Source organism: Plantactinospora sp. WMMB782 (genome assembly GCF_049179135.1).
In the GTDB taxonomy this organism is placed as follows: Bacteria; Actinomycetota; Actinomycetes; order Mycobacteriales; family Micromonosporaceae; genus Plantactinospora.
In genome coordinates this window covers 2,275,166-2,298,755 of record NZ_JBMHMC010000007.1, presented here as the reverse complement: position 1 = coordinate 2,298,755, position 23,590 = coordinate 2,275,166, and the positions used below count along the sequence as shown (strand labels likewise).

General features: G+C 74.0%; 18 protein-coding genes and 3 tRNA genes. 5 read left to right on the top strand and 16 right to left on the bottom strand.

The features are described 5' to 3' along the window. Nucleotides 1–97: 97 nt before the first annotated feature. The 6 genes from ACN28A_RS12540 to ACN28A_RS12515 all read right to left on the bottom strand — a co-directional run bounded on the left by ACN28A_RS12540 (nt 98) and on the right by ACN28A_RS12515 (nt 10,320). The gene (locus ACN28A_RS12540) at nt 98–1,081 is read right to left on the bottom strand and encodes an ATP-binding cassette domain-containing protein (RefSeq protein WP_421395209.1); all 984 of its coding nucleotides are present in this window, start codon (nt 1,079–1,081) and stop codon (nt 98–100) included. Between the two features lie 38 nt (nt 1,082–1,119). Then, entirely contained in the window at nt 1,120–3,882 is a 2,763-nt protein-coding gene (locus tag ACN28A_RS12535; protein WP_421395207.1) for an ABC transporter permease, read from the bottom strand. A gap of 194 nt (nt 3,883–4,076) precedes the next feature. Beyond that, on the bottom strand, nt 4,077–7,289 hold the full coding sequence (locus ACN28A_RS12530) for an FtsX-like permease family protein (RefSeq protein ID WP_421395206.1): 3,213 nt from the start codon (nt 7,287–7,289) through the stop codon (nt 4,077–4,079). A 339-nt stretch (nt 7,290–7,628) separates the two neighbouring features. Continuing rightward, nucleotides 7,629–7,880 carry a hypothetical protein gene (locus ACN28A_RS12525; protein WP_421395204.1) on the bottom strand — a complete coding sequence of 84 codons (252 nt, stop codon included), beginning with the start codon at nt 7,878–7,880 and terminating at the stop codon, nt 7,629–7,631. A gap of 259 nt (nt 7,881–8,139) precedes the next feature. Next, complete coding sequence (locus ACN28A_RS12520) at nt 8,140–8,802, bottom strand: hypothetical protein (protein WP_421395203.1); 663 nt, start codon at nt 8,800–8,802, stop codon at nt 8,140–8,142. Nucleotides 8,803–8,949: 147 nt separating this feature from the next. Then, on the bottom strand, nt 8,950–10,320 hold the full coding sequence (locus ACN28A_RS12515) for an ABC transporter substrate-binding protein (RefSeq protein ID WP_421395201.1): 1,371 nt from the start codon (nt 10,318–10,320) through the stop codon (nt 8,950–8,952). A gap of 171 nt (nt 10,321–10,491) precedes the next feature. On the opposite strand from ACN28A_RS12515, the gene ACN28A_RS12510 reads away from it, so the two are divergent. The 3 genes from ACN28A_RS12510 to ACN28A_RS12500 all read left to right on the top strand — a co-directional run bounded on the left by ACN28A_RS12510 (nt 10,492) and on the right by ACN28A_RS12500 (nt 14,344). Beyond that, complete coding sequence (locus ACN28A_RS12510; RefSeq protein ID WP_421395199.1) at nt 10,492–10,881, top strand: hypothetical protein; 390 nt, start codon at nt 10,492–10,494, stop codon at nt 10,879–10,881. A 262-nt stretch (nt 10,882–11,143) separates the two neighbouring features. Next, a complete protein-coding gene (locus ACN28A_RS12505) occupies nt 11,144–11,902 on the top strand; it encodes a DUF2786 domain-containing protein (protein WP_421395197.1) in 759 nt (252 codons plus the stop codon). A gap of 132 nt (nt 11,903–12,034) precedes the next feature. Further along, on the top strand, nt 12,035–14,344 hold the full coding sequence (locus ACN28A_RS12500; RefSeq protein WP_421395195.1) for an FUSC family protein: 2,310 nt from the start codon (nt 12,035–12,037) through the stop codon (nt 14,342–14,344). 37 nt (nt 14,345–14,381) lie between these two features. Here ACN28A_RS12500 and ACN28A_RS12495 read toward each other — a convergent pair whose 3' ends face one another. Further along, complete coding sequence (locus ACN28A_RS12495; RefSeq protein WP_421395193.1) at nt 14,382–14,903, bottom strand: SRPBCC family protein; 522 nt, start codon at nt 14,901–14,903, stop codon at nt 14,382–14,384. Nucleotides 14,904–15,147: 244 nt separating this feature from the next. On the opposite strand from ACN28A_RS12495, the gene ACN28A_RS12490 reads away from it, so the two are divergent. Beyond that, nucleotides 15,148–15,648 (top strand): hypothetical protein, encoded by a 501-nt coding sequence (locus ACN28A_RS12490; RefSeq protein ID WP_421395192.1) that lies wholly within the window; start codon nt 15,148–15,150, stop codon nt 15,646–15,648. Between the two features lie 340 nt (nt 15,649–15,988). On the opposite strand, the gene ACN28A_RS12485 is transcribed toward ACN28A_RS12490, so the two are convergent. The 7 genes from ACN28A_RS12485 to crtI form a co-directional block, all read right to left on the bottom strand. Continuing rightward, a tRNA-Phe gene (locus ACN28A_RS12485) sits at nt 15,989–16,062 on the bottom strand. 103 nt (nt 16,063–16,165) lie between these two features. Beyond that, nucleotides 16,166–16,242: transfer RNA gene (locus ACN28A_RS12480), tRNA-Asp, on the bottom strand. Nucleotides 16,243–16,278: 36 nt separating this feature from the next. Next, nucleotides 16,279–16,351: transfer RNA gene (locus ACN28A_RS12475), tRNA-Glu, on the bottom strand. A gap of 138 nt (nt 16,352–16,489) precedes the next feature. Then, nucleotides 16,490–17,287 carry a polysaccharide deacetylase family protein gene (locus ACN28A_RS12470; RefSeq protein WP_421395190.1) on the bottom strand — a complete coding sequence of 266 codons (798 nt, stop codon included), beginning with the start codon at nt 17,285–17,287 and terminating at the stop codon, nt 16,490–16,492. 91 nt (nt 17,288–17,378) lie between these two features. Further along, nucleotides 17,379–18,374, bottom strand: coding sequence for a MerR family transcriptional regulator (locus tag ACN28A_RS12465; RefSeq protein WP_421395188.1), 996 nt, complete (start codon nt 18,372–18,374; stop codon nt 17,379–17,381). Further along, nucleotides 18,364–19,017 carry an isopentenyl-diphosphate Delta-isomerase gene (idi, locus tag ACN28A_RS12460; RefSeq protein ID WP_421395186.1) on the bottom strand — a complete coding sequence of 218 codons (654 nt, stop codon included), beginning with the start codon at nt 19,015–19,017 and terminating at the stop codon, nt 18,364–18,366. Before idi ends, ACN28A_RS12465 begins: the two co-directional genes overlap by 11 nt. Continuing rightward, nucleotides 19,014–20,501 (bottom strand): phytoene desaturase family protein, encoded by a 1,488-nt coding sequence (gene crtI, locus ACN28A_RS12455; protein ID WP_421395184.1) that lies wholly within the window; start codon nt 20,499–20,501, stop codon nt 19,014–19,016. The genes idi and crtI overlap by 4 nt, the downstream gene beginning before the upstream one ends. Nucleotides 20,502–20,696: 195 nt before the next feature. On the opposite strand from crtI, the gene ACN28A_RS12450 reads away from it, so the two are divergent. Further along, nucleotides 20,697–21,638 (top strand): phytoene/squalene synthase family protein, encoded by a 942-nt coding sequence (locus ACN28A_RS12450; protein ID WP_421395182.1) that lies wholly within the window; start codon nt 20,697–20,699, stop codon nt 21,636–21,638. A gap of 40 nt (nt 21,639–21,678) precedes the next feature. On the opposite strand, the gene ACN28A_RS12445 is transcribed toward ACN28A_RS12450, so the two are convergent. Then, nucleotides 21,679–22,566: a carbohydrate ABC transporter permease gene (locus tag ACN28A_RS12445; RefSeq protein ID WP_421395180.1), complete on the bottom strand. Its 888-nt coding sequence runs from the start codon at nt 22,564–22,566 to the stop codon at nt 21,679–21,681. A 12-nt stretch (nt 22,567–22,578) separates the two neighbouring features. Further along, nucleotides 22,579–23,535: a carbohydrate ABC transporter permease gene (locus tag ACN28A_RS12440; protein ID WP_421395178.1), complete on the bottom strand. Its 957-nt coding sequence runs from the start codon at nt 23,533–23,535 to the stop codon at nt 22,579–22,581. Between the last annotated feature and the right edge of the window lie 55 nt (nt 23,536–23,590).

Genomic DNA, 23,590 nt, shown 5'->3' with positions numbered 1-23,590 from the left:
GCCCCGGGCACGGGCGCTTCCCGCCCGCGGCGCTGCCGTTCCCCCGCTTCGGTCACGCCCGCGTCCCGCCCCCGGTCGTGCCGTTCCGACGCCCCGGTCACGGCTGCTCACCACCGGTGCCGCCCGGCCGGACCTGCACGTGGTCCGGCTCCAGGTTGAGGCGTACCCGGTCGCGCAGGCTCAGCGCGTCGACGAAGGCGGCCGGCAACTGCATCCGGCCCGACCGGTCCAGCAGCGCGTACTCCTCGGTCACCAGCTCCTCGACGCCGTCGGCGCCGAGCCGGGTGGAACGGCGTACCTCGGAGGCGGTCCGGCCGTCCCGGATCGCGACCGTCCGGCGGACCTGGGCCGAGACGGCCTGGTCGTGCGTGACCACCACGATGGTGACGCCCAGCTCGGCGTTGATGGTGCGCAGCGCGCCGAAGACGTCGGCGGCGGTCGCCTCGTCCAGCTCACCGGTCGGCTCGTCGGCGAAGAGCACCTCCGGGTCGTTCGCCACCGCGACCGCCACCGCGCAGCGCTGCTGCTCGCCGCCGCTCATCTGGTCCGGCCGGCGGTCGGCGCAGTAGCCGACCCCGACCATCTCCAGCAGCTCGGTGGCCCGCTTCCGGGCCGCCCGGCCGCGCGGCCCCCGGGCCAGCCGCATCGGCAGCTCCACGTTCTCCCGGGCGGTCAGGTACGGCAGCAGGTTCCGCGCGGTCTGCTGCCAGACGAACCCGACGGTGCGCCGGCGGTACCGCAGCCGGCGCTTCGGCGACATGGTCAGCAGGTCGTAGTCGGCCACCCGGGCGATCCCGGCGGTCGGCACGTCCAGCCCGGAGAGGATGTTCAGCACCGTCGACTTGCCCGAACCGGAAGCACCGACGATCGCGAGCAGCTCGCCCCGGTCGACCACCAGGTCCAGCCCCTGCAGGGCGACCACCTCGACGCCCTCGGTCTTGAAGATCCGGACCAGTCCGTCGCAGACGATGTGCCCGCGCAGCCGGTCCGCTCCGCCGGCCCGGGCCGCCGCCCGCTCCGCCGCCCTGCGCTGGAGTACCGCCAGCTCGGGCACCGCCTCGGCGGTCGTCGGACTCGCCATCTCAGTTCTCCTCTCCGCGACCAACCCCGGCAGCCATCTCAGTTCTCCTCTCCGAGCCGGAGCACCTCGCCGAGGCGCATCCGCCGGTTGACCACGTTCTCCACCGTGAGGGCGGCGACCAGCGCCACCACCACCAGCAGCAGTACGGCGACCAGCAGCAGCGGATCCAGGTGGATCCGGGCCGGCAGCCCGCCGGTGAAGCCGGAGAGCCCCAGCGCCGGCCCGAGCAGTCGGGGCAGGGCCACCCCGACCAGCCCACCGGTCAGCACCGCGACCCCGAGCAGCGGCACCAGCTCGTAGACGAGCAGCCCCCGACCCTGCCGCCCGGAGAGCCCCATCGTGCGCAACCGGGACAGCATCCGGCCCCGGCCCGGCGCCTCGGCGAGCACGGCGAAACCGACCGCCAGCAGCGCCAGCGCGGTCGCCCCGGCCACTCCGGTGCCGAAGGTGAAGCTGAGCAGGCGGTTCACGCCGCTGCGCTCCAGCGACCGGCGGTGCGCCGTCCAGGTGTCGACGGCGACCGCGGTCTGCGGGCGTACCTGCTCGACCGGCTGGGCGAGCACCTTCGCCAGGTACTCCCGCTGGGCGGCGTCCACGGTCGCGGTCAGCTCGGCGGGCGCGAAGCCCTCCCCGGCCAGCAGGAACTGGTTGGCCCGGATCGGCTGGAACTCGGGCACCGGCAGCGCCTGCCAGGGGAGCACCACGAACCGGCGGGCGTCGACGGCGACGCCCGGGAAGCCGGACGCGACGTGATCGACCCGGAACGCGTACCGGCGGCCCTGCACCTCGGTCACCGCCCCGGCACCGACCGTCCCGGTACCGGCTGCGCCGGCACCGACCGCCTCGGCCACATCGGGCGAGACCAGCGCCGGCACCGGGCCGTCGACCGGCCCCGGCGCGGTCAGCCCGGCCGGCACGTCCGCGTCGACACCGCTCTCCGCCAGCACCCGGGCCAGCGACGGGCCGTCCACCACGAGTACCTGCACCTGGCCGAGATCCCGGCCGCCGAGCAGGTCCGGGGTGGTCGAGCGCAACGGCTGGCCCACCTCGACCGCGAGCGGACTGACCGCGGCCACCCCGGGCAGCGCGCCGAGCCGGTCGGCGGTGGCCTGCTCGGAGTACGAGCCGGTGATCCGGGCGTCGGCGCCGATCTCCTGGTCGGTGACCCGGTCCCGGGCCTCGGCGACGGTGCTGGTCACCACGCTGGTGAAGACGCCGGTGGCGATCGCCACGACGAGTACGGCCAGCGGCCCGACGGTCACCGGTGCGCCCCGGCCGGCCCGGGCCAGCCCGACGAACGGCACCACCGTACGGGCCCGGGCGGCGATCCGGCCCACCTGGCGCAGCGGCCACGGCACCAGCCGCAGCGCCACCAGGGCGGCGGCCACGGCCAGCAGCACCGGCACCGACACCAGGTACGGGTCGACCCCGCCGGCCTGGCTCAGCCCGCGCCGGTGCAGCAGCAGCACGCCGAGTACGGCGAGCAGCAGCACGAAGAGTTCGGCGGTCAGCCGGCGTACCGACGGGCGGTGCCGGACCAGGTCGCGGCGCTGGGCGACGAAACCCGCCCGGCGCTGGCTCAGCACCGCCAGCAGCGGGATCGCCAGCGTGCTGCCGAGCAGGACCAGCGCGACGCCGAGCGGTTCGGCCCCGGCCGGGCGGCCCGGTGCCAGCCGGCCGAGCAACCAGCCGGCGAGTACCGCGAACGGCAGCACCACGGCGGTCTCCCGCAGGGTGCGGGCCCCGATCGCCGTGGTCGCCGCCCCTCTGGCCCGGAGCAGCGTGAACTCCTCCCGGCGGCGCTGCACCGCCAGCCCGGCGGCCAGGACGACCAGCCCGAGCAGGGTGGCCAGGATGCCGGCCTGCACCACGGCGAGCAGCGCCCGCACCGCCCGGAGCTGGTCGTCGAACCTGTTCAGGCCGCTGTCCAGGCCGGTCGCCAGGACCAGCCCGCGCTCCGGCGGGGTGCGCCGGGTCGCCGCGATCGCGGCCAGCACCTCCGGGATGTCGGCGCTTGTCATCCGCTCCTCGTCGACCCGGTAACGCCAGTCGTAGCCGATCCCGAGCACCCGGCCGGCGGCGGTGATCCCGGGCAGGTCGGTAAGCAGCGCCACCCGGTGCGTGGTGCCGTCGGTCGGGCCCGGGCAGGGCACCTCGGCCAACCGGATCGCGTCCCAGGCGGGCGCCGCCGGATCGACCGGGTCGTAGATCCCGACGATCCGGACCGGTACGGAGCCCTGCGCGAGGCCCTTGCCGCCGAGTTCGACGAGGGTGCCGACCCGCAGCCCGAGGATGCCGGCCGCCTCCCGGGACACCGCCGCCTCGACCCCGCCCCGGGACGCCGGCCAGCGCCCCTCGACCATCCGCAGCTGCCGATCGATGCCGGCCTGGCCGCGCAGTTGCAGCTCCGGCGGGCAGTTCCCGCGCAGCGACGGCGCGTCACCCGACACGCTCAGGTCCTTCGGGCCGATCCGGCCGGCGAACCACTGCTGGCCGACCAGCCCCGGCAGCGGTCCCGGCAACTGCTCCCGGTACCGGTCCAGCTGGTCGGCGGCCGCGGCGGCGTCCGGCCGCTGGAGCGCGTCCTGGTTAGCGGTGAAGGTCAGGTCCCGGACCTGGTACGGCAGGTCCCGTACGTCGTGCCGCAGCCCGTCGTCGGCGAACTCGTTGGCCAGCCGGGGTGCTCCGGTCACCAGCAGCGCCGCCACCAGCCCGAGCATGCCGAGCAGCCCCAGATAGCCGGCGAAGACCCGGGCCCGGCGCAACGGCCCCGGCAGTCGACCCCCGGTCCGTCCGCCCACCGGTGCACCCTCGCCATCGCCACGTCCCTCCGCCGGCCCCGTCCGTGCCGCCGCTGTCCGTGCCACCCCTGTCCGTGCCACCCCTGTCCGTGCCACCCCTGTCCGTGCCGGTCCGGTGCCCGCCGGTTCCGCGCCGGCTGGTTCCGCGCCGGCTGGTTCCGTGCCTGCCGGCCCGGTGTTCGTCGATCCGGTGCTCACCGGTCCTCCCCGATCCGGAGCTGGGCCGCCGCCAGCCGTTGCCGCATGGTGGCGGCGGTCAGCCCGCTCAGCGCGAGCGCCAGCAGCAGCAGTACGGCGGCCGTCCCGCCGGCCGGCAGCCAGGCGATGTCCAGCAGCGGTGCCGGTACCGGCCGCTGTGCCGACGGGGTGAGGATGACCAGCGGGGCCATCGTGGCGGCCACCCCGATGCCCACCCCCAACCCGACCAGCACGCCGATGCCGGCGAGAAACGCCTGCTCGACCAGGAGCGATCGGGCCAGCAGCCGGGGCCCGGCGCCGAGGGTGTGCAGCACGGCCAGCTCGGTGACCCGGCGCCGGGCGGTGGCCCGGACGTCCACGGTGATCCCGACCGCCGCGAGCAGCAGGGCACCGAGTGCGGCGGCGAAGAGGGCGGCCCGGGCACCGACGCCGTACGGGTCGTTCCCCGAGCGGCCGGCCACCTCCACCCGGTCGGCGACCTGGAGCCCGCCGAGCCCGGCCGCCGCTCGGGCCGCCTCGGCGTGCCGGTCGGGGCGGGTGGCCAGCCACCACTCCTCGGGCGCGGCGACGATGCCCCGCTCGTGGAAGAGCGCCGTGCTCAGCGAGGGCAGGTCGACCAGCAGCGCCGCCGACTCCGGTACGCCGGGCAGCGCGGCGACGGTACCGGTGATCCGGACGTCGACGGCTCCGCCGGCCAGTACGAGCACGGTCTGCTGGCCGACCGTCAGCCGCAGCGCGGCCAGCGCCTCCGGGGTCGCCACCACCGGCACCTGCCCCGGGCCGGGGGCCACAGTGACGGCGAACGCGATCGGAGTGCTCGCCCCCCACCAGGAAGTCGACGATTCGGGCGCACTGTAGCTGGTGGCCAGGCCACGCGGTCCCGCCGCCGCGGGCGAGGTCTCGCCGGATCGGTGCACCGTCTGCCACTGCCGGCCGTCGGCGAGCGGCACGGTCGGGCCGGTACCGTCGGACGTCCCGGCGCGCAGGTCGGTGAGCTGCCAGTCGACGACGTACCCGGCGGGTCCGAGGGTCTCCACCGCGAAGCCGGCCAGTTTCGGTGCCGCGTCGCCGCCGGCCGGCAGCGGCACGCTGAACCGCAGCGGCCGGTCGTCGTAGCTCGCGCCGAGCGGAACCCGGAGGTGCCCGCCGTGTGGCTCGGCGAAGATCGCCGTGCTGCGGACCGGTGTCCGGGCCGAGCCGCCGGTGCCGGTGGTGCTGATCCGGCCGGTCAGCCGGGTCGTGCCCGGCGGTAGTGCCAGCACCGGGGCGGTCACCCGGGCGTCGGTCAGCCCGGCGAAGAGTCCGGCGGCGTCGCCGTCGACCAGGTCGTCGCGGAGCCGGACGACCCGCTCCGCGCCGGCGGCGTCCAGCGCGACCATTCCGGCCGGCACGCCCTCGGTGCCGAGCCGGGGGGCGTCCCGCCAGGCCGGCAGGACCAGTTCGGCGCCGGGGAGTTCGGCGAGCTGGCCGGTGCGGGCCGGCGGCGCCACCCCGCTCGACTCGACCAGCCGCAGGTCGGCGCCGACCTGGTGGTCGGCCTGGTCGGCCAGGGACCGTTCCGAGGTGGCGGCCAGGCACCAGGCGAGGGTGCCGACCGCCACCGCCAGGGCGAGCAGCAGCACCGGGCCGGCGTGCGGCCGGCGGCCGGCCTGCCACATCCCGAGCATGGTGCCGGTCCAGGACCGGCGGTCGACGTACTGTTCGGCGAGGCGGGCCATCGGCGGCAGGCCGCGCAGCGCCAGCACCGCACCGGCGAGTACCCCGACGGTGGGGGTGGCGGCGAGCAGCGGGTCGATCCCGAGGGTGCCGTCCGGGCGGGCACCGGCCAGCGGCGAGGAGTACTGCCGCAGTTGCAGCCAGCCGAGCACCGCCAGGGCGACGAGCGCGACGTCCAGGCCGGCCCGCTGGGCGACAGTGCGCCGGCTCGGTCGGGACCGGCTGGCCAGCTCGCCGACGTAACTGCCGCCGCGCCGCAGTGCCGGGCCGAGCATCGCCAGCGCGCAGCCGAGCGCGGCGATCGCGGCGATCAGCCAGCTCCGCGGGTCGGGCCGGGGGTCCAGGTGCAGCGCGGCGGCGGCCAGCATCGGGGTACGGTCGGCCAGCCGGACCAGTTCGGTGGCGAGTACCGGTGCGATCACCGCGGCCGGCAGCACGACCAGCAGCGCCTCCCGGCCGGCCAGTCCGGCCAACTGGCCCCGACCCGCGCCCCGGGCCCGCAGCAGCGCCACCTCGCCCCGGCGCTGCTCGGTAAGCAGCAGCGCGACAAGCAGCAGGGCGTACCCGCCGAGGACCACCACCAGCAGCATCGGGGTGACCAGCGCCGACCGCCCCACCAGTCCGGCCCGGTCCAGCCGTTGGACGAGCTGGTCGAGTTGGGTGGTGACCAGTCCGGAACTGCCGAGCCCGGTCTCGGCGGGAAGGGTGGCGACGGTCCGGTCCGCCGCCTCGCCGAGCCGGCCGAGCGAGGTGATCGTGGCCCCGGCCAGCTCGGGTTCGACGAGCCAGCCGGCCGAGGCGTTCGCGATGAAGTGGTCGAGGAAGTCCGCCCGGTCCACCACCAGCGGCCCGTACGTCGCCGAGCCGGTCGCCACCCCGTCGGCCACCTCCGGCACCAGCCGCCAGTACGGGTCCCGGGGGTCGCGCGGCTGCCAGACGCCGGTGACGGTCGCCTCGGTCACCCGGTCGGTGACCCGGTCGGTGATCGGGATCCGGTCGCCGACCCGGGCACCGAGGATCTTGGCGACCGGCTCGGCCAGCGCGGTCTGCACCGGTCGCCGGCCGGGTTCCGGCCACGCCCCGGCGGTCAGCCGGGCGTGTGCGGGCAGGTCGTCGAGGAAGACCACCCGGGCGAAGACCGATCCCTGGGCGTCCGGTACGGCGTTCCCGGTGCGTCCGGTCAGCTCCCGCCCGGCGGCGTAACCCGCTCCGGAGACGCCGGCCGGTACCCCGCCGAAGCCGTCGGCGAACCGGGACCGTACCGCCGTGTCGCGTTCGGCGAGACCGTCCGGGGTGCTGCCGGCGGTGCCGCGTACCAGGATCGACCGCTCCTCCTGGGAGGCGGACGCCACCGCCTGTTCGGTGCCGGAGTCGATCACCTCCCGGCTGTAGCCGGCGAGCCCGGTGAGCAGGGCGGTGGCGATCAGGGTCGCCCCGGTCGCCGCGAGGAGCAGACTCTTCGCTCCCCGGGCACGCCGCAGCACCAGCCTCATCGTTCCGCTTCTCCCCGTCGGCGAGGCGGGCGGCGCCGGTCGTCGCCCTCATGGCTTGCGAAGCGCCCGAGGGCGGGCGAAAGGTTGGCAGGCCGGGCAGTGACGTGGCCGACAGCCGACTTCGTTATCCGGGCATGATCAAACCGAGATCCACTCGTTGCGGCCACCCGTTGCGGCCCACCCGTTGCGGCCCGGCCCCGCCGGTCACCGCAGGGCGGGGACCGGCCGGGGCGACACCGGGTGCGACGACGAGGCCGTGGCGGCGGCCTCCCGGTAGGTCGTACCCGGGAAGCCGCCGCCACGGCCTCGGTCCTGCTGCCCGCCCGGCGGTGCCTGCGCTCAGGCGGTGGGTGGCGGAAGGCCGCCGTCGCCGTCCACCACCTCGTCCGGCTTGCCGTCCTCGTCGGTGTCGACCATGGTGATGTCCACCTTGCCGTCGCCGTCGGTGTCGAACTGGAAAAGGTCCGGCTTGCCGTCGCCGTCGGTGTCGACCACCCAGACGTCGGTCTTGCCGTCCTGGTTGGCGTCGGCCCGGAGCAGTTCGATCCGTTCGTCACCACGGGTGTCGACGGTCTCCTGCGACTCGCTCATCTGTTGCCCTTCCGTCAGCTGAAGTTCTGGCCACGCCGGAACCCTCGATCTGCGTGCCGCCCGGACACCCACGAGACGCTCCCCGACACGACTACCGCACTGTGCCACTCGCACTACCCCGGCGGGGGCCCGGCCATGCCGACACGCGGGCAGGCGGGGGCCGGTGCGGCCGGGTGGACCCGGGCAGCAGTGACCAAGCTGGACGGATCGGACAGCCTGCGCGGTGCCGCTGCGGCACCGCGCGGTGCGCCGTCCGCGATCAGTTCGTGACGTACGGGTTGGTCTGCCGGTCCTGGTAGTTGACCTGGTCGATGGTGCCGTCGTGGTCGGTGTCCAGCAGCAGCCGGTCGGCTTTCCCGTCCTCGTCGGAATCGACCCGGATCTCGTCCGGCCGCCCGTCGAAGTCACCGTCGGTCATCCAGGTGTCCGGCCGCCCGTCGAAGTCGGCGTCCGCGACCACCCGGTCCGGCACGCCGTCCCGGTTGGCGTCGGTGACCACCGAGTCGACCCGGCCGTCCCCGTCGTTGTCCTCCAGCACCTGGTCGATCCGACCGTCCAGATCGGAGTCCCGCTCGACGCTGTCCAGCCGGCCGTCCCAGTCGGTGTCCTGGTAGCGGACGTCGGCGAGCCGGTCGCCGTCGACGTCGTATTCAAGCAGCTCGGCGTAGCCGTCGCCGTCGAGGTCGGTGGCGACCTCGGTGACCCCGCCCGGGTGGTGGGTCACCACGGAGGTGACCGGCGGCGGCTCCTCGGCCAGCTCCGGCGGGTCCAGCGCGAGCGGGTCCGAGGTGAGCGGCTCCGAGGTGAGCAGGTCCGCCTGGGGGTCGACGGCCGAACCGAAGCCCTGCTGGTCGTCGACGCCGGGCAGCTCGTGCTCCGGAAGGCAGTCGCCCGACCCGCTGGGGTCGCCGTCGTAGCTCATGTCGTACCTCCCCGGTCGCCTCGTGCCCGGCGGGACCGCCGGGCACAGCGGTAACGCTAGGCCGACAGCGGCGACCGGCGACTCCCGGAAACGTGCCACTTCCGTGCCGTACGGCGCGGTGATCGGCGACCGTCCGGCGTACGGGGCCTACTGCTGCTGGATGTTCACCCCGGCGGCGGCGAGCGCCTCGATGACCCTCGCCGACTCGCCGAAGCCGATCACCAGGATCGCGTCGGCACCGAACTCCTTGATCTCCTGGGCGCCCCTGGTGAAGTCCACCGGCGGCGCGTCGGGGCCGTCGGTCACCTCGTAGTTGAACAGGCGTACCTGGTCCGAACCGTGTCCGGCCCGCTCCAGTTCGGCCCGGACGTTGCCCTGGAGCCCCTCGCCGTACGAGTCCTGGCGGGCGACCAGGGCGATCCGGTTCGGCCCGTCCCGCAGGATCATGTCGGCGAGTGCCCGGCCCTGGAGGATGTCCGACGGGGCGGTACGGAAGTAGAGGCCCTTGTCGTCCACGGTGCTGAGCCCGGCGTCGGTGTTGCTCGGCGAGAAGAGCACCAGCCCGGCGGCCATGACGTCCGGCAGCACCGCCCGGGAGATGCCGGAGGCGCCGGCGCCGATGATGACGTGCACCCCGGCGTCGACGTGCTGCGCCACGGTCGCCTTCGCGGTGTTCGGGTTGGTGCCGTCGTCGCCGTCGACCCAGACCAGCGGCTCGCCGAGTACGCCCTCGGCGGCGTTCACCTCGTCGACCGCGAGCGCCACCCCGGCCGCCATTGGCGGGTAGGCCAGGGCCAGGTCACCGGTGCGGGGCAGCAGGCCGCCCAGCTTCAGCGGCGCGCCGCTGGCCGCCTCGACCGCCCTGGTCTGCTTCTTCGGGGCCGGCGGCTTCTTGCTGCTGGCCGCCGACTCGTCTCCGGCGCCGAGGAACTCGGTCTTGCCGTTGTCGAGCTGGTCGTCGGTGCCGAAGTGCAGGGTGGCGTAGCTCGCCGTGGACGGCTCCCCGGCGTCGGTGAAGCCGCCCCGGTTCAGCGAGACACCCCGGTAGGCGACGTCGGTGCCGGCCCTGGCCAGTCGCAGGCAGTCCGCGATCGAGTCGCAGCGCTGCCCGCCGGTGGTGACCCCGACGATCTGCTTGGCGATCTGTGCCGGTTCGGTGGAGCCGGCGAGCTGGGCGGCGATCGCGGCGATGGCGACCGCGTCGTACGACTCGGCGGCGTAGAGGAAGTCGGAGAGCTTCGGATCCTTGGACATCAGGCGGTTCTTGAAGTCCTCGGAGAGCGGGGTGAGCGGTGTGGTGCCCTTCATCCCCTTGAGCAGACCGGTCTGCTTGTCGAACTCCGCCTTGAAGGAGTTCTGCATGTTGCCGTCCGTGCCGTACAGGCGGACCTGGGTCGGCCGGGCCTGCTCGGTCTGCCCTGCCTCGCCGTCACCGTCCGAACCGCAGCCGGACAGTAGCAGCGCCGCGCAGGCGGCGGCGGACAGAGCGGCGCGGCGGGTGCCGCGGAATACGAGCATGGGGTGCGTCCTTCCTCCCCGGAGATCCGTTGCGCAGATTAGCGCGCCTGCTCGGGCCGCGCGCCCGCGGCCGACCGCCAATCGCCGACAGCGGGGCACTGTCGTCCTGGTTTGGTAACGTTCACGCCGTTTGTCGGACGCTGCTTGACCTGCCGGCATACCCTTCCGCACGTGACGGACGTTCCGCAGGAGACGCTGGATGACGCCGCCGAGGTGCTCAGCTCCGCGCTGGCCGGCGACAGCGACGGGGTGGTCGGCACGTTCGACGCGGTGGTCGACCGGTCCGGCGTCGCGGGGGCGTACGAGGTCGCCTGGTGTCTCGCCGCCACGATGGTCGGCGACGGTGTGCCCCGGGGCGCGTGGACGCTGGACTTCCCCGGCATCGACGAGGCGGGCTACGACGCCCGTTGGGTGGCCCGGTTCGTCAGCGCCTACGCCAACGCCGACGGCGACACCGGTGCGGCCCTCTTCGGCGCCGCGCTGGCGGACGGACAGCTGCCGGACTGCCTGCTCACGCTCGCCGGCTCTGCCGTCGCGACGCTGCGGCACCGCGCCGGTTGACTCTCTCATCGACGTCCATCTTTGCATGCTCCGCATCCGCTTTGTCCAGCGGGTGACGTGCCCGCCTGCCCGCCTGCCCGGCAGTTCTGCCCGCCTGCCCGGCAGTTCTGTCCGCGTGCCCGGCTGCCCGGCCGTCCTGTCCGCCTGCCCGGCTGCCCGGCCGTCCCGTCCTCCTGGCTGCCGGTCTGCCTGCCCGCTGGTGCGTCCGCCACCCGTGGGCGTCGGGACCGGCGCTCCCGTGTCGGTGTGATAGCTCTGGTGCATGTCCGACGCGATGCTCAGCAAGGTCCGCAAGTTGCTGGCCAAGGCGGAGGACCCGGCCTGCACGCCGGCCGAGGCCGAGGCGTTCACCGCGAAGGCGACCGAGCTGATCGCCCGGTACGGGGTGGACCGGGCGCTGCTCGCCGCCCGTGACCCGGGCACCGATCCGGTCGGCGACCGGACCGTCGACATCCCCGCCCCGTACGCCCTGGACAAGGCGGGCCTGCTCGCCGGGATCGCCCACGCGCTGCGCTGCCGCTCCGTACGCCGACGCGGCGGCAGCGGGTTCGTCATGCACCTGTTCGGTTTCGCCAGCGACCTGGAACGGGTGGAGGTGCTCTTCACCTCGCTGCTGGTGCAGGCCGCGCACGGGATCTCGGTCGCGCCGGTTCCTCCGGGCGACCATCCGGCCGCGTTCCGCCGGTCCTGGCTGGCCGGCTTCGCCTCGGCGGTCGCCGGGCGGCTGAGCCGGGCCGAGGCAGCCGCCGCCGCGTCGGCGGAGTCCGGGTCGGCGGAGTCCGGTGCCCCCTCGGTGGCACTGGTCCTGGCCGACCGGTCGGACCGGGTCGACCGGCGCCTTGCCGAGGCGTACCCACGGCTGCGCACCGCCGCGCCCCGGCGGCTGCTCGGCGGCGGCCTCGAACAGGGCGCCTCGGCGGGCCGGCGCGCCGACCTCGGCGGCACCGAGCTGCGCTCCGGTCGGCCCACCCGGCCGCTGGGGCAAAGCGTCGGCGGGGCGTCGACGGAGGTGAGAGGCTGAGGGCGGGCGGCCACCGGGGCCGCGTCACGCCGCTGCCCTGATCTCCGCCGAAGCCCGCTCCACGGCCACTCCAGGGCCGGGGTACGGGGCCGGGGCTGTGGCCGTGGCCGTCGCCAGTGGCAGAGGGCAGCCATGACCAGGATCGGCGTCGTGCGGTGGCTGCGTCGACGGGACCCGGATTTCCGGGTACTCCGCCGGGGCGCCCGGCTGGCACTGGTCGCTGCGGCCGGACTCTTCGGCGGGCGGTACGGCCTGGACAACCCCCTGCTCGGCCTCTACACCCTCTTCGGGGCGATAGCCACCGGCCTCATCTCGCAACTGCCCGGCGGCCCGATCCAGCGGGCCCGTACCCTGCTCGCCGCGCTGCCGGTCGCCTTGTTCCTGGTCACCGCCGGCACGTTCCTAGCGGTCGACACCTGGATCGCGGCGGCCGGCATGCTGGTGGTGGGATTCGTCATACCGTTCGCCGGGGTCGGCGGACCGCACGTCCTCGGGCTCGCCACCGGACTGCAGCTCTTCTACATCGCGGCGTCGTTCCCGCCGTACCAGCCGGGGACCCTGCCCGCCCGGCTGGCCGGGGTGACCCTCGGCGTGATGCTGCTGGTCGTCGCCGAACTGCTGCTCTGGCCCGATCCGACACCGCCGGGCTACCGGCACCGGCTCGGCGGGGCGGCCGGCTCGGCGGCCCACCTCCTCGACCTGCTGTCCGGGCTCCCCGCCGCCAGGCCGGTGGACCGCGTCGAGCTGTCCCGGCGACGGGCGGCGACGGCGCGGGCGATGGACGGGGTGTGGCTGGCCCGGATCCCGCCGACCGAGCGGCCGGCCTCGGCGGGGCGGCGGGACCGGGCGCTGCGGCACGGTGACCGGCTGCTGCGGCAACTGCTGCACCACGCGTACCGGATCGCCGACGACCCCGGCGAGGTCCGCGACGAGGTTCGCGCCAGGGGTCGCGACGACGACCTGGCCGAACTGCTGCGGCAGTCGGCCGCCGTGCTGCACGACGCCGGGCGGATGCTGTGCGGCGGAGCGGAGCCGGTCGGGATGGCCCGGTTGGCGGAGTTGGAGTCCCGGATCAGGGAACTCTACGACCGGCCGTCGACGGTGCCGACCGACGACCGCGCCCCGGACCGGCTGCGCCGGGAGGCGGTCAGCCTGCGAGCCGCCGACCAGGCGCACGCCTTCGGCGTCGCGGCCCGGATCGCCGTCGGACTCCGCCCACCGGCCCGGTCACCCGCCGGCCCGGAGCTGGACGAGTTCTGGTATGCCCACCGCTCGCCGCTCGTGCTCTACTGGCAGCAGTTCCGGTTCCACCTGACGACCCGTTCGGTGTATCTCCAGGGGGCGCTGCGGGTCGCGGTGGCCCTGGCCGCCGCCCGGGTGGTGGCCGGCTTCCTGCACCTGAACCACGGGTTCTGGGTACTGCTGGCGGTCCTCACCCTGATGCGGACCTCGGCCGTCGACACCCGCAACGCCCTGCGCCCGGTGCTGTCGGGCACGCTGCTCGGCGCCGCCGTCGGCACCCTGCTGCTGTTGGGCGCGGGGGAGAGCCCGCAGGTACTGCTGGTGACCCTGCCGGTGGCCATGGTGCTGACCTTCACCGTCGGACCGCTGTTGCCGCAGTTCGGCGGGCAGGCGTTGTTCACCGTGCTGTTCGTGACGGTGTTCGCCCAGGCCGGCCCGCCGAACCTGGAGATCGCCGGAGCCCGGCTGCTCGACGTGGCCGTCGGTGCCGTTCTCGGGGTACTGGCCGGCCTGCTGCTCTGGCCCAAGGGCAGCAGCGGGGAGCTGCGTCGCTCCGTCGGCCGGTACCTGGCGGTGAGTGCCGCCGCGGCCGAGGAGGTGACCCAAGCGCTCGCCGGCCGGCCCGTCCGGCAGGACGCGGTCGGCACTGCCCGGCAGCACCCGGTCGGCACTGGCCGGCAGGACGCGGTCGGCACTGCCCGGCAGCACCCGGTCGGCACTGGCCGGCAGGACCCGGTCGACGCTGCCCGGCAGGCGTGGATTCTCGCCGAGGCGTCGTTCCTGCAATACCAGTTGGAGCGGGACGACCCGCGCCTGCCGCCGGTGAACTGGCAGGCGGCGCTCGTCGCCGGTCAGCACCTGCACCTCGGCGCGGTGGCCCGGCTCCGCCGGGGCGGACGAGCCCGGTTGACCCGGGTGCAGGACGCGGCCGGCCCGCTCGACGACCTCGCCGGGCGGCTTCGGCGCCGCTACACCGACCTCGCCCAGCAGCTCTCCGCCGGCCGGCTCGACCGTCCGGTCGCCCCGCCCGGACCACCGGCGGATTTCGCCGACCGGGTACGGGCTGCGCTGGACGCGGGCGAGTCCCGGGCCGCCGCGTTGAACCTGGTCGACGTCGAGCTGTGGCTGACCGGCGCCGGCGCCGACCTGGCACGCATCCAGCCGGCGGACGCGACCGCCGGCCGCGAACACCCCACCTGATCAGGTACGCCCCGGGCGTCCGGTACGCCTCGGGCGCTCAGTCCGGTTCGTCGGCGTGCTCGACGGCTGCCGCGTACCGGGAGAGCAGCTCGTACCAGCCGGCGGTGAGTGCCTCGCGGTATCCCTCGGCGGCCTCGCCGTGCCGGTCGAAGTCGCGGTGCTCCACCTCGACCAGCGTGGTCCCGTCGGCCTGCGGCGCGAACCGGGCCTCCACCACGCTGCTGTGGGCGGGATCCGGCACCGGCGCCCGGTCCGGGCCGATCTGCCAGTTGAACACCAGACGCCGGGGCGGCTGCCACTCCAGCACCCGACCCCAGTCGGCGCGGAACCCGTGCGGGCCGATCTCGTAGAGCATGCCGCCGCTGCCCGGTTCGATGCCGAGCTTGGCCAGTTTCTGCGGGCCGGACCAGGTGTATTCCTTGACCCACCAGTCGGCGAGACCTTCGGTGAAGACGGCGAAGGCCCGGTCGGCCGGCCCCGGGACACGGAGGCTGCTGCGCACCGAGTACGTGCTGGTGTCCTGGCGGATGTCGGAGGCGTTCGTAGTCTCCTGTCCCATACGCCGGGACCATACCGGCTGCTGGTGAGCTGTGCATCTTCGACATCGACAGACGGTCGATCCCTGCGCCGAGCGGTAGATCATCAAATGGCGGTCCGGAGCGACCGCGCCATCGGCTCCGAATAGGCGCCTGGCGCCCGGCCAGATCGATCCCCGGCTCGTAGCATCGACCGGAGACGCCGCTGTCGAGCCGGCAGAGTCGATGTCCGGGCCGGGTTGACGGCGGTGGGAAGGAGGCTTCGGCGTGTCCGACGACGTTCCCGCCGCGTACCGGATGGACGGCCGTCGACTCCGGCGCCGACTGCTGCTGACGGCGTCCACGTACCTGCTGGCGGTGCTGGTGTCGGCCCTGGTCGCCCGCGCGGGCCTGGCGGCGGCCCGGTCCGGCGCCGACCGGATCGGGTTGCCGTGGACGGTCGTCGGGCTGGCCGGAATGCTCGGCGCCGGCACCCTCACCGCCGCCGCCTGGTACGCCCGCCGTGGCCTCGGCACCGGCCCGGCCGATCCGACCCGGCTGGGCCGAGCGGTGCTGCTGGCTCGGGCCGGCCGGATCGGGATGCTGCTGCTCGCCGCCGCCGCGGCGGTACTCGGCGTGCTGCTGGCGCCGGACGGGACCGAACGCGGCTTCGCCATCCTGGCCAGTACCGGTCTCGCCGCCCTGCTCGCCCTCTTCGCCGTACTCGCCAACGACCTGAGCCGGCTGCACCGCCGCGCCGCCCCGACGGCGCCACGCGGCAGCACGTAGCGTTCGGCCTGCTCTGGCCGGCCGAACGCTACGTGATCAGTCGTCACTCGCAGCCGACGCCGTCGCCGTCCCGGTCGGGGTGGCGGTAGCCGGTTTCGGAGGGCGCTCAGCGCTTGGCCACCGACGCCGTACTGGGCGAAGTCGGTCGCGATGGTCGGTGCTTCGGCGTCCTTGCCCGGATTGCGGGCCACAGTCGCTGGCACGCATCAGGCCGAGTTCCTTCAAATCCTGCTACGACTCCGCCGAGCCGGACGGCGCTGTCTGCTGACCGCCCGAAAACGAAGAACGCCCACCGGCGTTTCCGCTGGTAGGCGTTCTGATAGCCCGGCGAAAGGCTATGTGGCCAGGGGCGGGGTCGAACCGCCGACCTTCCGATTTTCAGTCGGACGCTCGTACCAACTGAGCTACCTGGCCGGGTTGCTCGGCTCATGTTACCTGGGTGACGTTGCCGCTGTCGCCTCGGTAACCTGCTCCGAAACGCCGAACGCCGCGCGTGTGCACGCGCGGCGAGCGGCGCTGGCGGTCCTGACGGGACTTGAACCCGCGACCTCCGCCTTGACAGGGCGGCGAGCACTCCAACTGCTCCACAGGACCTTGCTCTTCACTGCTCCCCGGCCGAGACCGGGGTCGTGCCCCCAACGGGATTCGAACCCGTGCTACCGCCTTGAAAGGGCGGCGTCCTGGGCCGCTAGACGATGAGGGCGGCCCCGCCATCATTGCACATGACAACTTCAGCGGCTGTGCTCCCATCCGGCCCCGCCGGAGGCTTCGAAAGCATACGTGATGGCCAGCCGCCCGGCCAAACCGGTATTGCCCATCGGACAAACTATCCCAAACTCCCTCAGCCTAGCCGGGTTATCCCGTACTTCCGCTTCAGCGAGCTGATCACCTGGGGGCAGGCGCCGATGGTGCGACTTCGATCACCGCCGCCGTCGTGCAGCAGCACGATCGAGCCGGGCCGGGCCTGCTGGGCGATCCGCCCCCTGATCTGCGGGGTGGTTGTCTTCTTGTCCCAGTCCGTCGGGTCGACGTCCCAGTGCAGCGACCTCATGCCGAGCGACCTGGCCACGGCGACGACCGACGGGGTCCACCTGCCGCCGGGCTGCCGGTAGTACCGGATCTCGGCGCCCGGCACCGCCCGCCTGATCTCCTGGTTGGTCCGGCTCAGGTCGGCCCGGATCTGGTCCGCCTTCCGGCTGCCCAGCTTGAGGTCGTGCTGCCAGCTGTGGTTGCAGAGCGAGTGCCCCTCGCGCGCGATCCGGCGGACCAGCGCCGGGTACTTGCGCACCTTCACCCCCACCACGCAGAAGGTGGCCCGGACCCGCGCCCGGCGCAGCTGGTCCAGCAACTTCGGTGTCCACTGTGGATGCGGGCCGTCGTCGAAGGTCAGCGCCACGGCGCGACCCCCGGTCAGCCGCTGGGTGTTCAGCGGGCCGGCGGTGCCGCGTGGGGCCGGCTTCTTCCGGCTCGGCTTGGTCGGCGCGGTGCTGGTCGGTGCGGTCGGCGGTGTCGCGGTGACCTGCGGGATCGTCGGATAGGGCAGCGGCGACCGGGTCGGAGCCGGCTCGCCGTTCGCGCAGCCTGCGGATATCAGCACCAACAGGACGAGGCCGGCGGCGAGCACCGTACGTCGGGTCATCGGGTGGCTCCCGAGGGGTTTTCGGGTTACGGCTGCCCCACGTTAGCGGAAGCGGGTGCGGGGGTGATGTCCCGAATAACCGGTAGTCCGGTCAGCGCCCCGAAGATCCGGGTACGTCCCGCAGCATCGCCAGCCCCTCGGCCAGGGTCGCCGGGTTGCGTACCCCGGCCGGCAGCAGGTCCGACCACCAGCCCGGTCCGGCGGCGACCAGCAGCGGCGGCGACTGGGGGCCGGACCGTACCGCGGCGAGTTGGGCCGGGTCGCCGGTCGCCGGCTGCTGTGACCAGACCACCACGGCCCGGGGGGCGGTTCGGCGCACCGCGTCGACCAGGGCCGCCACCGGCACCCGGGCGCCGAGCTGCCGGCACGGCACACCCAGCTCGGCCAGCGCGGCGGCGAGCGCCTCCAGCGGCAGGCTGTGCTGTTCCTCGTCGGCGCAGCAGAGCAGGATCCGCGGCGTCGTGGCACCCGCCGGTGGCCGGGGCACCGCCGCCAGCGCCTCCGACACGCACCGGGACAGCAGGTGCTCCACCTCGATGTACCCGGCGCTCGCGGCGTACCGCTCGCCGACACCGACCAGCACCGGCCGGAGCAGCCGATCCCAGGTGGCGACGACCCCGTCCGCCTCGATCGCGGCGTCGATGCCGGCCCGCATCGCCACCGGGTCGAGCCGCATCGCCGCGCGGGCCAGTCCCCGGGCCGCCGCCCCGGCCCGGCCGACCGCGATCACCGCACCGCCGCCGGCCCGCGCGGACATGTCCCGCGCCGGCACGTCCCGATCCGGCACGCCCCGGTCCTGGACGCCACGCGCAGGCACGTCCCGGTCCGGCAACTTTCGGTCCGGCTCCGCTCCGGGTACGGCAGCCGTGCGCGCCCAGCGCGCCGCCTCGGCCGGGGAGACCCCCTCGGCGGTCAACCGGGCCATCACGTCCAGCCGGTCGAGGTCCTCGACGCTGTACCGCCGGTGCCGACCCGGCACGTGCCGACTCGGGCCCAGACCGTACCGCTGGTGCCAGCTCCGCAGGGTGGTGACGGCGACGCCGAGCCGTCGCGCGACGGCCCCGGCGCTCAGTCCGTCATCGGCCACCCGACCACTCCGCCGGGTTGTCCTCCTCCTGACCCGTGGGCGCCGGAGGCTGCTTCCACCGGCCGCGGTTCCCCGCCCGCCGCGCCGCCCCGCCGGCCGACGAGCGCGACCGCTCGGTGAGCCGGCCGAGCACTCCGGCCAGCCACGGCGCGTAGGCGTCCGGGTCGGCGTCGAGGCCGGCCCGCAACTCGTCCGGGTGCACCCAGCGCAGGTCGGCCACCTCGTCCGGATCGGGCAGCACCGCGCGACCGGCGTCGAAGTCGCCCAGCAGCACGTGGTCGTACTCGTACTCCACCCGGCCGGTGCCGGGGTCCTCGGCCCGGTAGAGGTGCACGCCGATCTCGGTGAGCGGCACCGCCTCGACGCCGAGTTCCTCGCGCAGCCGCCGGCCGGCGGCGACGTCGAGCGACTGGCCGGGTTCCGGATGTCCGCAGCAGGCGTTGGCCCAGCGCAGCGGGAACCTGGTCTTGACGGCGGCCCGCTGCTGGAGCAGGGTCCGGCCCTCCGGGTCCACGAGCAGCACCGAGAAGGCCCGGTGCAGCTGGCCGGGCGGCCGGTGCGCCTCGTCGACGGTACGGGCACCGAGCGGAGTGCCGGCCTCGTCCACCAGCTCCACCAGGTGCCGCTCCCGGTCGGCTGTCATGAGCCACCTCCAGTCACCCGGGCGGCGGCGAGCTTCCCGGAGATCATCACCATAGGCACGCCCACCCCGGGCTGGGTACCCGATCCCACGAACACCACGTTCGGCAGTGTCCGGTGCAGGTTGCCGGGGCGGAACGGGCCGGTCTGCCACAGGTTGTGCGCGGCCGCGAAGGGCGTACCGGCGGCCATGCCCGCGTCGGCCCAGTCGGCCGGGGTGACGATCCGGAGCACCTCGACGCTGTCGGTCAGGCCCACGTAACCCCGGCGCTCCAGGGTGCCCAGCAGCTCGTCGGCGTACCGCCGGGGCAGGTCGCCGCGCCAGTCCAGCCCGGCGCCCCGGTCCAGGTTCGGCACCGGAGCGAGCACGTAGTAGCCGTGCCGGCCGGTGGGCGCGACCGACGGGTCGGTCCGGCTCGGGTTGGTGACCAGCAGCGACGGGTCCGACATCAGTTCGCCGCGCCGGATCACCTCGTCGAAGGTGCGCCGCCAGGCCCGCCCGAAGTGGATGTTGTGGTGGGCGATGCCCCGGTAGCCCTGCCGGGCGCCGACGTGCAGCACCACGCAGGAGGGCGAGTAACGCAGCCGGCGCGGCGGGGCGGCGTCGGGCAGCAGGTCGCGGTACGCCACCGGCAGGTCCGGGTTGAGCACCACCACGTCGGCCGGGACGAACTCGCCGTCGGTGGTGCGTACCCCGGTGGCCCGGCCGGCGGAGGTCTCCACCCGGTCGACCGTGCGGTCGTACCGGACGCGTACCCCGTGCTTCTCGGCGGCGCCGGCCAGGGCCCGGGAGACGGCGTGGATGCCGCCGCGCGGGAACCAGACCCCGGCGACCGAGTCGAGATAGGAGATCACGGTGTAGATGGCCAGCGCGTCGTGCGGGGCGAGGCCGGCGTACATGGCCTGGAAGGAGAAGATCCGCCGGGTGCGCGGGTCGGCGAAGAACTGGTCGACCTTGGTCTGCAACCGCCGGAACGCCCCGGCGGCGAGCAGCCGGAGCAGGTTGCCGGTGAGCAGGTCGGTGGGGCTGTCCAGGTTGCGGTCGATGAAGTCGGCGCGTTCGAGCTGCCAGAGCCGCCGGGCGTAGTCGACGAACCGCAGGTAGCCGTCCGCCTCGCGGGGGCCGCAGACCCGGGCGACCTCGGCGGCCATCCGGGCGGTGTCGGTGACGACGTCCAGGGTGGACCCGTCCGGGTAGTGCGCCCGGTAGGCCGGGTCGAGCGGTACGAGGTCGAGCCAGTCGGTCAACTCCTCGCCGACCGCCCCGAGCGCCTCGGCGAGCAGGTCGGGCATGGTCAGCACGGTCGGACCGGTGTCGAACTCGTACCCGTCGAGGGTGAGCCGGCCGGCCCGGCCACCCGGCACGGACTCCCGCTCCAGCACCGTGACCTGCCGTCCGGCGCCGGCCAGGTGCAGGGCGCAGGCGAGGCCGCCCAGTCCGGCGCCGACCACCACCACCCGCTCGGTCGGTCCCGTCACGGTCCGCACCCGATCACCTCCTGGAGTCGACAATCATCCTGCGGCCACGGTCACCGAAGGCGGCCGTCTTCCCGCTTTTGTAACTGAAAGATCCCTTGTCGTCGGGCCGGACAGCCCGGGAACCGCGCGCGGGAGAGCCGGTCGAGCGTACCCTGGTCGCAGAAGTTGCGTCGATTCATGCGTCGATCAGGCTCGGGAGGATCGGTGGACACCAGTCTCGGCGGGTCCTATGAACGCTGCCGCGAGCTGCACAGACGGCACGGCCGGACCTACTATCTCGCGACCCGGCTGCTGCCCGCATGGAAACGGCGGCACGTGCACGCGCTCTACGGCTTCACCAGGTATGCCGACGAGATCGTGGACCGCACCGAGGAGCTTCCGACCTCGGCCCGGTCCGCCCGACTCGCCGACTGGTCGCAACGGTTCCTCGCCGGACTGCGCGGCGAGCCGGTGACCGACCCGCTGCTGCCGGCCGTACTGCACACCATCGCGGTCTTCGACCTCGACCGGGCCGACTTCGCGGCGTTCCTGCGCAGCATGGCGATGGACCTGACCGTCACCGACTACCCCCGCTACGCCGACCTGCTCGACTACATGGAGGGGTCGGCGGCGGTGATCGGCACGATGATGCTGCCGATCCTGGGCAGCACCGACCCGGCCGCCGCCCGCGAGCCGGCCCGGCAGCTCGGCTTCGCCTTCCAGCTCACCAACTTCATCCGGGACGTCGCCGAGGACCTGGAGCGGGGCCGGGTCTACCTGCCCGGCGAGGACCTGGCGAAATTCGGGGTCACCCCCGCCGACCTGGTCGACGCCGCGCGACAGGGCCGGGCCACGCCGCCGATCCGGCAACTGATCGAGTACGAGGTGGGCCGCGCCCGGGAGCACTACCTGGCCGCGGCGCCCGGGGTGACCCTGCTCGCTCCCACCTCGCAGTCCTGCATCCGCACCGCCTACCTGCTCTACGGCGGCATCCTCGACGAGGTGGTCGCCGCCGGGTACGACGTCTTCGCCGGCCGGGCCGTCGTGCCGCGCCGCCGCCGGGCGGCGGTGGCGGCCCGCGCCCTGCTGACCCCGACCGGCACCCCGGTGCCGGCCCCCGGCGCCCCGCCCGGCCCGAACCGCGACCTCGCGCTCGGGATGGGCTGACCACTCGCTGGATGGGCCGGCTGTCCGTCGAGGCTGCCGGCTACCCCTTGAGGCTGCCGGTGGTCAGGCCGGACATGATGTTCCGCTGGAAGACCAGGAAGATGATCACGGTCGGGATGGCGGCGATCACCGAGGCGGCCACCACCACGTTCATCGGCGTACCGGCGGAGAAGGCGTAGATGCCGACGCTCACCGTACGGGTCTCCGGTGAGGGCATCACCAGCTTCGGCCAGAGGAAGTCCTTCCAGACCGCCGTCACGGCGAAGATGGAGACCACCCCGAGGATGGGGCGCGAGATCGGCAGCACGATCGACCAGAGCGTGCGCAGCGGCCCCGCCCCGTCCACCACCGCCGCCGCCATCAGGTCCTCCGGGATCGAGTCGAAGAACCGCTTCAGCAGGAAGATGTTGAACGCGTTCGCGACCAGCGGCAGCCAGATCGCGAACGGCGAGTCGAGCAGGTTGACGTGCAGGACCGGCAGGTCGATCACGGTCACGTACTGCGGGACGATGAGCACCATCGCCGGGATCATCAGCGTCGCCAGCATCATCCCGAGGATCGCGTTGCCGAGCACCGGCCGCAGCTTCGACAGCGAGTACGCCGCCGCGGTGTCCAGGACGAGCTGGAACAGCAGCGCCCCGGCGGCGTAGTAGAACGTGTTGAACAGCAGCTTCGCCAGGTCGAGGTTGTGCCACGCGTCGACGTAGTTGCGCGGCTGCGGGTCCTGCGGGAAGAGCGTCGGCGGGGTCTGCGCGATCTCCTGCCCGGACTTGAGCGCCCCGGTGACCATCCAGTACAGCGGGCCGAGGAAGACGAGCGTGAAGCCGACGACGACGACGGTGAGCAGGGTCCAGTAGACGACCCGACCGCGCCCCCGGCGCAGCTGGGCCGGGGAGACGAGGGTCCGGGTGCCGGAGTCCTGTGCCATGTCCCGCCCGTCCTAGTCCTGTTTCGAGGTCAGCCGCGCGTAGCCGGCGGAGAAGCCGGCCAGCACCACGAGCATGATCACGCCGAGCGCGGCGGCGCCGTTGAGGTCGTTCTGGAAGAATCCGTGCTGGTAGATCAGGTAGGCCACCGAGGTCGCCGAGTCCTCCGCGCCGGCACCGTTGGCCAGGATCAGCGGCTCGATGAAGAGCTGCATGGTGGCGACGATCTGGAGCATCGCCAGCAGCAGCAGGATCAGCCGGGTCTGCGGGATGGTCACGTTGACGATCCGCCGCCAGATCCCGGCGCCGTCCAGCTCGGCCGCCTCGTAGAGTTCGCCGGGGATGTTCTGCAACGCCGCCAGGTAGACGAGTACGGCGCTGCCCATGTTCATCCAGGTCGAGGCGAGCACCATCGCCGGCATCGTCATCCCCGGCGACTGCATCCACTCCGAGGTCGGCAGGTGCAGCGCGGCGAGGACCGCGTTGAACAGGCCCGCCTCGCTGGGGTCGTAGGCGTAGTACTTGAAGAGGAAGAGCGCCGAGGCCGGCGGCAGCATCACCGGCAGGTAGACCAGGATCCGCAGGTAACCCTTGGCGTGCCGGAACTCGTTGAGCAGGATCGCCACGAAGAACGGCACCGCGTAGCCGAGGACCAGCGCCAGTACCGTGAAGTAGAGGGTGTTCCGCCAGGCGGTGAAGAAGCTCGGGTCGTCGACGATCCGGAGATAGTTGTCCCAGCCCACCCAGGTGGTCTCGCCGCGCCGGGTGCGCTGGAAGCTCATCACGACGCCGCGGATCATCGGATACCAGGAGAAGACGGCGAAGCAGGCCACCGCACCGACCAGGAACGCGTGCCCGGTGAGGTTGTCCCGCACCTTCCGGCCCAGCCCGCCGCCGCGCCGGGGCGGTGCCGGATACGGCCGGACGGAACGGCCCGGTCTGGTGGTACCCGGAGCGGTGGTGATCGCCAAGGCAACTCCTAGGTCGGTGCGGTTACGCCGGTCCTGGGCCGGTGCGGGGAGCCGG